Genomic DNA, 12,712 nt, shown 5'->3' on the forward strand with positions numbered 1-12,712 from the left:
AGAAACGCTGAATATGAGCGTTATCAAGCACTTGAATTAAATCAAAAAAGTCTGGTCTCCCATCATAGTTGTAGTAAAATATGTGTATATAAAACAATTTTACTACTATGAGGAGGGGTCTAAATTGTTCAAAAACAAACCTACACACCTCTCTTTCTTAGATCTCTATTCCCATATAAAGGCTTCGGTTCTTAATCAGCCTGAAAGCCTTTTGGGCTTGTTCGAAAAATTTATCAATCTCTCCGATTTTATCCCTGAATCTTTCTACAATGCATACTATAAATTCTTGGGTAAACATAAATCTTTCTCTTTAGAGTCCTTACTTTGTGCTCTCTTCATCCAAAAAATCCTTAAACTCAACATACTAACTCAGATTCCTGCTGTATTATTCAAATCCTACGAACTTCGCACTTTCTGTAACCTTAATAAAGGACTTCTATATCTACTTTATTTCGATTCGGAAAAATTTTCGTTCTTGAGATCGAAAAATTATTCAATAATCTCGCACATCATGCTCATAACATTGCTTATGAGCATTGCCCAGATGCTACTTCTACTCTTATCTTAGATACTACTAGCCTTGAACCCAAAGTCCGTGAAAATAACCCTCAATTCTTTTAATCTTGTATTTAATTTCTATTTAACCTCTTATAGCCATCACTCACCACCCATTTTGCAAAATGTTATTGATTTATTATTTTAGTATCGCAACCTCCCGTTTTTCGATATCAACGGAAGGTTATTGCCGTCTTTAACCCACAATACCTGTTCGCTCAATACTTTCGGTGAAATATCTCTGACCAATGATATACATAATTATCAAAGGCAGCATTACCATCAAACACCCTGCTTCAAGCACAGTTGAACCCAAAAGGTATATATCATCTGACGAAAATCCCTGAGCTGCCTGAAGCATGCTCATGCGTGTGTTCAAAACTGTTAACATCACAGAGACCGGAAGATTTTCATTGTTAAACATTGCAGAGACGTAATAATCATTCCAATGCCACACAATTGTGAATAGCATTACAGTAATAATCGCACCTGTTGCATTAGGAACCATTATTCTGATAAATGTTGAAAATGGTCCACAACCATCTATTTTGGCTGCCTCTTCAAGCTCTGTTGGCATGTTTCTAAAAAATTGTCTGAATACAAATATATACAAGCTTGATCTTATGCCCATACCAAAAAGGTTTAGTATATAAAACGGCCAAGGTGTATCTAAAAGGTTAATTGTCAGCGGTTTTCCGGTAAACAATCCTATCAGCTTTCCTATGTGGAGAAAATCAAAATACCTGAACTTGACATACAGAGGTACGATTATCGTTTGAATTGGTACTATGATTGTAAATAACAGTATCCCAAAAAGAACCTCTCTTTCAGGAAATCTGAACCTTGCAAATCCATAGCCTACCATCATGCATATAAAGGTTTGTATTATAACCGATGGTATAAGCATTATGAGTGTATTCTTTATTGCTGTCGGATATGACAAAAGCAAATTAGCATACTCAAAATTCGCAAGTGTGATATGCTTCGGTATCCAGATAACACTCGGATCAAACAGATCTTCCTTAGCTCTGAATGCGTTACTTATTAGAAATAACACAGGATAGAGTAGAATATAGCTCATGCAAACTATGAATGTGTATAGGAACAAATTTTTTAAAACTTTTAGTAAATTTTTCTTTGCAACTGACTTTGTAACCTCATCTATCCTTATACCTTTGCTTATCTGAGTTAGCTTCAATGACTTTACATTTTTCATTGTTATCCGCCTCACTTTGAAAAATTAGTTATGAACAATCATTTTTTAGCTCAAATAAACCACACGCCTACCTATAATTCTGTTCACAATTAAAATGATTATCATCACGACCACAAAGTATACTATTGCAAGAGTGCTGCTATATTCGAACCTTCCATTGTTGGCCTGTGTGACCACCATTCTCATAACCTGATTGCCATAGTCAGTAAAGTAGTCAATTATTGAATATATTATTGCCACATACACTGTTGGTGATATCATGGGAAAAGTTATCTTCCAGAACTTTTCCCACTCTGTTGCCCCTTCAATTATTGCAACTTCATAGAAGCTTTTTGGAATATTGTGAAGCGCAGCAAGTATCAAAAGTATCTGAACACCTGATCTCCAGGTAAGGTCAAATATCTTGTTGACTATATCAACAACATACATGCTGAACCATCTTGGAATACCTGCATTTATCATCACAGCTCTTAAATTTTCAGCTCTGAAAATAGTTGTGGCCGATGCAACCATACTCGAACCGCTACCAAGTACATTTTCTTTTAAAACTGTGATCACAACGCCCGATGCTATAATAACCGGGAAGAAAAATATTGTTCTAGCATATGTCCTCCCTCTGAACTCATCTTTTAGCAAATACGCAACAAATATGCTAAATACTATAACAATTGGAACTTCATATAACATATTTGTAATTGATGAAGTAAGCCTCTTTACATAATCTGGGTCTTTGGTAAACGCATAGATGTAATTTTCCAAACCAATATACGTAAACTCAAGGCCATTGTCCCCAAAGCTTAGCTTGTGAAAAGTGTAGTAGACCGAATTTATAAATGGTATTATAAAGAAAACTACAAGACCAATTAGCCATGGAAGAATGAATAGCCTACCATACATTGCTTCTCTTTGTCTCAGAGTAAACTTCTTTTTACCCAGAAGGTTTTTTAAGTCAACTCTTGCCATTTTAGTTTTCACCTCTTGTTAATTACTTTAAAACTCCTAGCTTTGACCAAAATACCGTCTGCATTTTGGTCTATTGGAGTGTAGTTGATCAGTATCTGTGTTCCTCCCTCATACTCAACCTTCACGACGCCATTTTTGATGAGTGTATGTGATACAAATTTTTTACCCTTTATCTGATTCAACATCGGATATATTTCTTTATAAACCTTTTTCAGGTCGTTTAGCCAGAGTTTATAGTTTGATGAGTATAAATAGTCACATAGCGTTTCTTTTAATTCATCTTCATTTCGTGCAGTCCATGTAAATTTTATATACGAGCCTGTCTCAAGCACCTTCAGCTTCCAGTACCAGTCAGCTGTATAGTCATTTATCGATGGTGTGCTGTAAGGAATATAACCACGCAATACCATTTGATAGAATGGTATCTCATAGTCTTCTATCGCAAACTTGCTGCTCTGTATTGGTACGTCTACAATCTCTGTACTATTTGCAACTAAGTACATATTGGGTTCTGTAAGTAAAATATTAGAATGCTTTTTCATGAGATCTTTTAAAGTCTTTTTAAATATCTCCTGCGTTTTCAACCTATTAATTTCTCTAGCTCCAAAGTCTGAATAAAGCATTTTTGACAGTGATGAAACTGACAAGGAGTTTACATAGCTCAAATTAGCTTTTAAAAACTTGTCAACAAACCTGCTTACATAAACAGGTGATGCAGCAAACATTACCGGATAGTCATCATCGGCATAACACGTCGCCGGAGAGTATCTTATTAGTTTTGCAGGTGTTTTTTTCATCGATTTCGTTGAAACAACATTTACCGGATAGAACAGAGATCCTTTCCTAAATGTTACAAAGTCAACATCAAGATATGTTCTAATACCATTTCGTTTAAAGTAATCTAGCATTCTGTCAAGTTCTCTTTTGCCACCAAGGACACTTTCAGGTCTTACAGAAAGTGGCATGTCATAGTATACTCCATTTCTGTACCAGCCAGTAAACTTTATTACAATATCATTTATGCCCAGTTTTTTTACATTTTTAACAATTTCTTGAGCATCTTTAAACGTTGTTAGTGGCAATGTTACATTCCTTGGCAGACCAACAATATACTTTACTTTCTTAACAGCTCCGTAGAGTTCTAAATACACAGGTGCTTTATCTTGTTTTGTTTTCTTCAATCCCTTTTCTTTTATTAAATACTCTCTGTATTTCTCAGCCATTGCTAAGTAATCAGATTTGCCTTTTTCTAAGAAGTAGTATCTTACCGAGTATTTGTCTTGTGACGGAATTTTATCTTCAAAAACATTAAACGTCTCTTCGTTCCATTGTTTTTCTCTGAAGGTTATGCTATCCTGTTCTCTAACAATAAACTCAAAATACGCCTGATTGTAACTGTTTCGTGAACCGCTTGTGTATGCATTCACAATTGCTTTTGAATCACCTTTGGTCGCAATAGCCAAAATCCCTTCATCATTCTTTTTAATACCAAACACAGGAAGTCTTGCATATTGTGTTACATATACATTGGGTTCACGCACCATTGCATAGTCAGGACCATATATCCTCTGTGTATATTCTTCATTTCCTTTTTTGTTATTAAAGCTTATAACAGCACCGCAGCCATCAGGGACAACTATATAACCCTTGTCGCTTGTGCTCCCTGCCGCAAAAAACGGCAGAAGTTGTATGGAAACAAGTCTATACTTCTCAGTTTTTGTCTCCCTAATCTGGTTAACAAGAATGTCAACATTTAAATAATCATCATTAAGAGTAACTGCAATTGGTATCTCAAATCCTTCTTTTTTGAACCAGTATTTTACTATGTATCCATTTTTTATTCTTTGAACTTTCAAGCCTTTTTTCATTGCCGAGCCTGCATAACTGTTAGCTGTTTGTGTTGAGTATGATTCCATATACGCATACTTTATAACAAGCTGCGATGCAAGCTGTGTCCTCATGCTTCCTGCTGCAATTGGATCGTCTCGCCAGTTTTCCGGGTTGCTAAACCAGGTTGTTTTTGTTAGTTTGTCAAACACTTTGATGTATCCGTACTTTGGGCTTACATACAAAACAAATCTCTGGTTTTCAGCAATCTTTGTATACGAAATACCATCACCATAACTTGGTACACTAATTATTACCTGACTTAATATTAAACTTAAAGCCAAAATTGCTAAAACCACTTTTCTACTGATTTTTTTGATAATCAATTTAAATTGCCTCCTTTGAATGCAAGACTACATTCTGAGCAACATTTCGCTGTAAATATTTACTATAAAGTCGATAAGCTGACCAAAAAGTGTTAACATTAGGACTATTATGAATAATATAATTCCAACACCGATGGCACTAGTAATCATAGCACCTACTGTTTTACCAGCTGAAAACTGATGAACTGCTTTTGTCGCATTAAATAAACACACAGCTGTCCACAGCGTGCCGAGCATCTTCACGAAGTTTATGAACATTGCTTCATCAGCTATCATAAACTGGCTCATAATCACAGCAATTATTGTGCATATAATGTAAGGCACTAATGAATATGCTGAGAATATCCATACTTCTTCGAACTTCCCCTCGCCTTCCATTAGGGTTGTTACCATCCAGTTTGAAAGTACCCAGAAGAAGAATATTCCAACTGTACTTGAAAACAGCGATATTATGTTAATTTTGTCTTGTCTGTACGGGTTGAATATAAACCCGGTATATTGCCTATTTATCACAGCTACAAGAAAGAAGAAAAATACTATTAGCAATGAAAGCCCTATTGAACCTTTCCTTTCTTCTTTTAATTCTTCAAATCCTCTGAAAGGATGCAGCATCGTATGTATTGGGTATTTGTACTTGCTAATTTTCTTTGTCAATATTTCTTCGGCTGTAATAGGTTTCCTAAATTTTTTGAATGCTACATATATTGCTATGATAAGAATTATAAATAGCGTTGCAAGGACACCAAAGTTTTTTTTCAAAAAGTCATTTCTTAAATTTTCTTTTGCTTCAGAATAACCATCTTTGTCATTTGCAAGTCTAAAATAATACATTGCATCTTCAAACTTGTTCATCCTCAGAAGAGCCTTTCCCAATCCAACCTGTGCAAGTGCAAAGTTAAAATCCATTTTGTGAACCTGTTCCCATAAACGTTTTGCCTCCTCATACTTGCCGTCATTGTAAAGTAAAGTTGCCTTGTGGACTAATTTTCCTAACAAAGTTTCTTCAAAAACTGTAATCGACCCTTTAAGTTTATCAAGTACAAGTAAAGTGTTATTAATACTATCTATAGCAACTGGGTCTCTAAACGTTCCAACTTGGTCTCCTTTCCCGCCGCATATAAAAAGCAAGTTTGCGTTTTGGTCATATTGAAATATCCTTCCTCGCTCATAGTCAAGTGCACTTATAAAACCATCTTTTGTAACATCAATATCTATAAAATATGTATCTTCCAGTTCCTTCCCATAATACTTTGGAATGTCACCAAAATCTCGTGTTTGGCCTTGCTTTTTGTACCAAAGTATATTTTCACCTAAGTAATTTAATTTCCTTATCTCGCCCTGGCTAACATCCGTAAGGTTAGAAGTGGTATATATAAACCCATCTTTACCTATGTCGATACTAGTACACTCTGTTGGTAAATAGCGTACCATAGACGATTTTTGTTCTTTTGTGAGTATGCTTTTCCAGAACTTGTCGACTAAAAGCTGCCATGTTACAATAACTTTGTTGCTTCCATAAAATCCTAAAAAACTCCCATTCTGGTCAAACATATATGCGCCTTCAAAACTTCCCAAAGAAAGTACATAGATAACTCCTGCATTGTCTACGACAACTTTAAACGGCACAAAGTCCTTTTGAGCAGCTTTTAAATCAGAAACAGGCTTTTCGATAGTTCTAATTACTTTTCCTTCCTGATTTATTATCCAAACCAGTTTTGAGCCTTTGTCGCATATATAAATCAAACCATTTTTATCAACAAAAATTCCTTCTGGTTCTGCAATTTGTACTTCTCCATTTGTATCAAAAAACTTGTTAATAACTTTTTTAAGCTTAAAATTCTGATCACATATTACCAAACGTTTATTTCCACTATCCATAATATATATCATGTTATTGTCATCAACATACACATCTGTGGGATTTTTAAATTCTCCAACCCCAATATCATCTCCCTTTATAACTTTAACCGGATAATACCCAGCTGCGCTTGGGATTTCATGGAGATATACGTCATAGTTATATTGGTAATATGGAACCTCTCTCATATCTTCAATTATGTATGCATAAACCTTTGCACTGCCAAGTATCTGAAATAGCAAACCTATTAGTAATATCAGTGCTATTGTCATTTTTATTCTCTTTTTTTCAACTTTCACTGCCCTCACCTTTGCTTTCATAATTTACATATTGTTTAATAAGAATCCCTATTTTATACCTGCGTTCACCATGGTTTCCATAACACTGCTCTGCGAAATTATGAAAAGCACTATAGGAGGTATCATCAGCACCAATGCAACTGCTGCTCCAACTCCAGCACGTGCAATACCTGCTGCTGCTATCTGGGACATAAGCGTAGGCAATGGTTTGAGGCTCTCACTGAATATAAACGAACCGCCTGTTTGATTCCATAATTGCTGAAAAGACAAAATCATTAGAGTAAGCCATGCTGGCTTGACATTGGGCATAACTATTCGCCACCAGATTTTCAATTCATTTGCCCCATCAATCTTGGCAGCTTCTAAAAGTGCATCAGGAATCTGGGTCATGAACTGTCTCATTAGAAATAGCCCCAGAGTCATTTGCCAAGCAGGAAAAATCAGTGCTCCATAAGTATCAATAAGCTTTAAGTTAGACATAATTATATAAAGAGGAATATATGTAACCTGCGGTGTAAAAAGCAGTGCAAGAACTATTATCTCATTTATAATCCTCTTTGCCGCAAATTGATGCTTGGCAAGCGGATAAGCAGCAAGCGATGCAATGAAAATATGACCAACTGTGCCAACAATGCATATAAATAAGCTGTTGAAAACATATCTTGAAAAAGGCACCCACATGTTCGTTGCAAGTTGAAACAGTAAGACAAAGTTATCAAGTGTAGGACGCCGTACATATAGCCGTGGGGGGAAAATAAAGATTTCATCAAATGGCTTGAATGCGTTGACTATCGTATAAACAAGCGGCAATGCCATAAATACGCCTAAAATCGTCAGGATAGCAAATATGACAAGATTACCAGCTAAACTCCTGTTTTGTTTTCTCCAGACCAATGTTGCTCTTTTGCTCATTGATTTCACCCACTTTTTTGAAATTTGCAACTATATTTAATCATAAGAGTACCTTCTCAAAATCGATGCAATAACCTTGTTAGTCAAAAGCATCGCAATAAAGAGGATTACAGCAATTGCTGATGCATAGCCCATTTCAAACCTCACAGTCCCATAGTCAATAAGATAAGTCACAACAGTGTCTGCACTGTACTCCCTTGTCGGCAGCCCCCCAAGTGCCATAACAACTGTGCTAACACCAAATGATGCACCTATTTGCATTACAGCCCCAAACAAAAGCTGTGGCGCCATCTGCGGGATTGTAATGTACCAAAGTTCTTGAAATCTGTTTTTTATACCGTCAATTGCTCCTGCTTCAAATAGCTCTCTATCAAGATTCTGAAAGCCTGCAACAAATGCCAAAAATCCAGCACCCATACTAAGCCAAAGCTGAACTATTATAATTACCCATAAAATGTAATTCGGGTCCTGAAGCCAGTTAATAGGCTCATCTATAATCCCCAGTTTCATCGCCCATCCATTTATAAGTCCATAAACATCACCACTGAATATAAACGACCATATGAAAAACACATTTCCAGCAAGTGACGGTGAATAAAATACAAGTGTTAAAAATGCTCTCAACTTCGGATTGAACTCACTTATAAACCATGCAAGAAAAAAAGACATAAAATAGCTAAGCGGTCCTGTCAAAAATGCAAATATTAACGTATTTCTGAGAACTTTTAAAAATATTTTGTCATTTAGAAACAGCCTTATGTAATTTGACCATCCAACCCATTTGGGTGGCTGAAGCATATTGTAATTTGTAAAACTTAGAAATATAGAGCTTATAACTGGAATCAATGTAAATATTGTAAATAACAACACATATGGAGCTATCATTAAATAACTTGCTTTGTTCTTTTTTATATCTTCAATCAAGCTCATTTATAAAATCTCCCTTCATGGAATTATGAAAATCACTGAAATAGTTTTTTCGATTATTTATTCAAACTAAGCTCTATCCTCTTTCTTTCAAGCTCATCATTTATTTCTTTTGTATATTTCCACATACTTTCTCTTGGATTTATCCCCTGATAAACAACAGCTGAAAATGCACTGTCTATACTTCTTGTAATGTAATAGCTTCCTGGAACTTCCTCTATTTCTTTTACATATTTCCACTGTGTCTCTAAATTTTCTATCTCCTCTTTGTTCCACGGAAGTCTTTGAAAAGCTCTCAAATTTGCTGTATTGTACCTTGCAGCAGTACCCATCAGCATCTCAAGCTCTTTTCCAAACTGTGTTTGAACTTCGTCAGAGGTCCACCATTTCAAAAACTCCCAGCATGCCTCTTTATTTCGGCTCTTCTTTAATATAATACATGCTGTGCCTGACCCACCTGTTGAGCGGTCAATTTCGCCGTTTGGCTTTTTTACCCCAGGTATTGGTGCCATTCCCCACTCATTTCGAATTTCAGGCGCAGCTGTCGATAACAGGTTATACGTGGTATATGGTGCTATTCCAAGTGGCATCTCACCTGTTCTGAATCTGTTGTAAAAGTCATATATCAAAGGAAGATTATACTTTGTGTAAAAATCTGTCCAAGTCTTAAATGCGGCTATAGCTTCTGGGCTATCCAAGAGTGTTCGTGTTTTTGTTTTGTCATAAAAGTTTCCACCAAACTGAAGCAACAATGTAGGAAAGAGATTTCTTGCACCAAGCCCTGCATCAATTGCTTCAAGAGCGTCAATCCTTTGATACGGAAGACCAACCTGAAGATTATATCTCTGAAGCTTTGCTATGACTTTGTACATATCATCCCATGTTTGTGGCAATTCAATATTTAGCTCTTTTAAGATGTCTTTTCTGTAAAACATCATATAAAAATCCTGAGTAACTGGAAGCCCATATACACCGCCATTATACGTATATGGAACTAAAGCAGTTTTAGCAAACCTTTTTTTAATTTCATTAAAATCTTTAAATTTGCTCAAATCAACAAGTGCACCACGTGCAGCTAAATTTACTGGTTGTGCCCTTGAAACTGTTAAAACTACATCTGGACCTTTTCCTGCAAGTATTGCTTCAACTAGTCCTGCTTGAACAAGGCTAACATTTACTTTAATTCCTGTCTGTGGTGTAAAAGAATCATTGATTAGATCTCTTATAATCTGTGCCTGATCACGACCGCCGCCAACCCAAACTTTAATAACCTTTTGACCCTGATACACTTCACCTACGTTGTTATAATCTTCAACAAAGGAATACAAAAATGCTTTTATTGAATTTACAATTTTACTTCCAATAGAAGCTGTTGGTGACGGTAATTTTGTTTCCGGTGATGTAATCAAAATATAATCTATCTCTAAGGGCTGATCTCTTCTGTATGCAAGCCACGATGATAATCCACTTAAATTGTCTCTAAAGTTTGTCAGTCTTCCTGGTATTGTATCAGTGTCTTCAGCCATACTTCTCAGCTGAAGCGCAACCCTTCTTAAAAACTCAGCTTCCCCACCTTTTTGCCCTGCAAGTCTTTCAAACATAGCTGCTTCTTCTTCCAGCTCACTGCTTAGTCTTTTTAATGAACTAACAAGCCCTGGTATCTGTTCTTCAAGGAAATAGTCACGATACAAATCAGGTGACGTTCCCGTAATCATTATTATCTTTCTGTATAAACTATTAAGGTCTATCGTTGTACTTTCGACTCTACTTAAAATTTCCGAAAAAGCTCCCAAAGTTGATTCTAACTTTAATTCATGAACACCTTTTGTTAAATATATAAGATATGGTTGATTCTTCTTACCTATTGTTTTCATATACCAACTTATGCTATATGGAAATTCAATATCTTCAGCTTCTTTGAAAGGAATTTTCCCGTCAATATATAACTTCCTATGAACAGACAAGCCTCGGACAAAATTTTGTCTGGCTTTTATTGTAATTTTGTAATAACCTTCTTGCGGAACTTCAAAAATCCAACTCATCCACATCCCTGGATAACGCCAATTCCACTGACCTATTGTGTTAAGTCTTATTTTAGAAACATGATAAGGCTCCGTTGCAGGATCAGTTCTGTCATATGTTGGATATAAAATTGGATCAGATTTTAGATATGTCTTTTCACCTTGAATTTTAATAAACACATTTTTTGAATTTTTCCCATAATTTTTTGATATGTACTCATTATAAGTAGGTAACGCCCCACCATTATATATAATCAATTGCTTTAAAGCAACAGGCTCTCTGATACTAACAAGTCTAATTTTATGTTCGCCTTTTGTAAAATAGAACGGTAAAGCCTTGTTATAGAAACCCTCAGTATCTATAAAATCAATTTTTTGCCATTGCGGGTGTTCATCACATTTTGGTCTCAAATCATTGCCTTTTTTATCTTTCCTAATTCCTGTTGTATCCTTCCATACTCTTGGAAATGTAACTTTTTGGGCTTCTTTATAAGGAATTTTTCCATCAATAAATACGCTAAATTCTATTCCCAGCCCTTTACCTGACAAAGGATAATAGAGAAGAGCCATATTATAAAATCCATCTTCCGGAATATTTACAGTCCACTCTAACCATCCACCTTCTTTTTCCCACAAAAGCACATCTTTTTCACCATAGAATTGTAATACTTTTCTGACACTTGCATTATTTGAACCTGTATAATTAATTGCTTCAATTTTAATTTCTTTTTTAGGTCTATTAATATTCTTCCCCACTTTTTTTAGGTAATCTTGAAGAGTAGGTATTTCACTTGAAGCAAATACTGAGACTTTACAGAGTAACATGAGTAATGTGATTAGTAAATATACAATAATTTTTATCCTTTTCAGAATTGTTAAAAATCCAGACAAATCTATCATCTCCTTCGATACATTTATACGCAATTTTGCCCAAACTTTATTTATTAAGAAATTGGGCAATTTAACCTATAAAATCTTCATGTAAATTGGTTTGTAACCTTTTTCAAAATTGAATATATTAAAAATTGGCTTTCTTTTGTTTATATAATATATCGTAAGCGTTTACTAGTCAATATTTTTTGTGAGTATTTTATTAAAAACTTGTATGTGAACAAGTTGCACCTAAGATCTAACGTTAAAATTACCCATTTCAAAATTTGATACCGTTTCTAATCTGTCGAATCGTGTCGAAAATTTATTAATTATCGTTTAAAACATTATTCCCAGTCTATATTTTCTTGTTCTTTATTAATCTGTATCATATAATAAATACTGATTTAATCGAATTTTAGTATAAAAAAAGAAAACAAGCAGCGTATCTTTTTTGAACACATAAACCCTACAAAAGCTATTGTTTGCTTGAATAAAATTTATTGTAAAAAGATTTAAAAAATCCTTGACATAAAATTGTAACGATGGTATAATAGCAATGTAAGAAAAATGTCGAAATTTGTTGAAAGGAGGAAGATTTGAAATGAAATCAACAGGCGTTGTAAGAAAGGTTGACGAACTTGGCAGAATAGTTCTTCCTATTGAACTTAGAAGAACACTTGACATTGCTGAGAAGGATGCTCTTGAAATCTTTGTTGATGGCGACAAAATAATCCTCAGAAAGTATGAGCCAGCTTGTATTTTCTGTGGAAATGCAAAGGATGTCATCTACTACAAGGGCAAGAATATCTGCAAAGACTGCATGGAAGAACTCAAAAAGAGCTAATTTAGAAAAAGAAGATAGATAGACCAACACT

The 12,712-nt window shown here is 35.0% G+C and carries 8 protein-coding genes and 1 pseudogene; 2 read left to right on the forward strand and 7 right to left on the reverse strand.

From position 1 onward, the window contains the following. Positions 1-124: 124 nt before the first annotated feature. A pseudogene (locus tag CaldiYA01_RS12350) lies at positions 125-615 on the forward strand (ISNCY family transposase); the annotation flags it as partial. A gap of 136 nt (positions 616-751) precedes the next feature. On the opposite strand, the gene CaldiYA01_RS11120 reads toward CaldiYA01_RS12350, so the two are convergent. The 7 genes from CaldiYA01_RS11120 to CaldiYA01_RS11150 are packed head-to-tail and all read right to left on the reverse strand — an operon-like array spanning position 752 to position 11,855. Continuing rightward, entirely contained in the window at positions 752-1,771 is a 1,020-nt protein-coding gene (locus tag CaldiYA01_RS11120; protein ID WP_207179759.1) for a carbohydrate ABC transporter permease, read from the reverse strand. Positions 1,772-1,816: 45 nt separating this feature from the next. Further along, positions 1,817-2,734: a carbohydrate ABC transporter permease gene (locus tag CaldiYA01_RS11125; RefSeq protein WP_207179763.1), complete on the reverse strand. Its 918-nt coding sequence runs from the start codon at positions 2,732-2,734 to the stop codon at positions 1,817-1,819. 8 nt (positions 2,735-2,742) lie between these two features. After that, on the reverse strand, positions 2,743-4,947 hold the full coding sequence (locus CaldiYA01_RS11130; RefSeq protein ID WP_207179765.1) for a DUF5696 domain-containing protein: 2,205 nt from the start codon (positions 4,945-4,947) through the stop codon (positions 2,743-2,745). 27 nt (positions 4,948-4,974) lie between these two features. After that, positions 4,975-7,125 carry a YIP1 family protein gene (locus CaldiYA01_RS11135; protein ID WP_207179767.1) on the reverse strand — a complete coding sequence of 717 codons (2,151 nt, stop codon included), beginning with the start codon at positions 7,123-7,125 and terminating at the stop codon, positions 4,975-4,977. 27 nt (positions 7,126-7,152) lie between these two features. Then, on the reverse strand, positions 7,153-8,016 hold the full coding sequence (locus CaldiYA01_RS11140) for a carbohydrate ABC transporter permease (protein WP_207179769.1): 864 nt from the start codon (positions 8,014-8,016) through the stop codon (positions 7,153-7,155). Between the two features lie 36 nt (positions 8,017-8,052). After that, on the reverse strand, positions 8,053-8,946 hold the full coding sequence (locus CaldiYA01_RS11145) for a carbohydrate ABC transporter permease (RefSeq protein WP_207179771.1): 894 nt from the start codon (positions 8,944-8,946) through the stop codon (positions 8,053-8,055). Positions 8,947-8,999: 53 nt separating this feature from the next. Further along, positions 9,000-11,855 (reverse strand): extracellular solute-binding protein, encoded by a 2,856-nt coding sequence (locus tag CaldiYA01_RS11150; RefSeq protein WP_408612157.1) that lies wholly within the window; start codon positions 11,853-11,855, stop codon positions 9,000-9,002. A gap of 583 nt (positions 11,856-12,438) precedes the next feature. On the opposite strand from CaldiYA01_RS11150, the gene CaldiYA01_RS11155 reads away from it, so the two are divergent. Continuing rightward, complete coding sequence (locus CaldiYA01_RS11155) at positions 12,439-12,681, forward strand: AbrB/MazE/SpoVT family DNA-binding domain-containing protein (RefSeq protein ID WP_011917919.1); 243 nt, start codon at positions 12,439-12,441, stop codon at positions 12,679-12,681. The last annotated feature ends 31 nt before the right edge of the window (positions 12,682-12,712 follow it).

The organism is Caldicellulosiruptor diazotrophicus (genome assembly GCF_017347585.1).
GTDB classification, from domain to species: Bacteria; Bacillota; Thermoanaerobacteria; order Caldicellulosiruptorales; family Caldicellulosiruptoraceae; genus Caldicellulosiruptor; species Caldicellulosiruptor diazotrophicus.

Bases quoted from the DNA above. Each gene is read 5' to 3' on its own strand.
- CaldiYA01_RS11120 (WP_207179759.1), bottom strand. From the start codon at position 1,771: ATGAAAAATGTAAAGTCATTGAAGCTAACTCAGATAAGCAAAGGTATA.
- CaldiYA01_RS11125 (WP_207179763.1), bottom strand. From the start codon at position 2,734: ATGGCAAGAGTTGACTTAAAAAACCTTCTGGGTAAAAAGAAGTTTACT.
- CaldiYA01_RS11135 (WP_207179767.1), bottom strand. From the start codon at position 7,125: ATGAAAGCAAAGGTGAGGGCAGTGAAAGTTGAAAAAAAGAGAATAAAA.
- CaldiYA01_RS11140 (WP_207179769.1), bottom strand. From the start codon at position 8,016: ATGAGCAAAAGAGCAACATTGGTCTGGAGAAAACAAAACAGGAGTTTA.
- CaldiYA01_RS11145 (WP_207179771.1), bottom strand. From the start codon at position 8,946: ATGAGCTTGATTGAAGATATAAAAAAGAACAAAGCAAGTTATTTAATG.
- CaldiYA01_RS11155 (WP_011917919.1), top strand. From the start codon at position 12,439: ATGAAATCAACAGGCGTTGTAAGAAAGGTTGACGAACTTGGCAGAATA.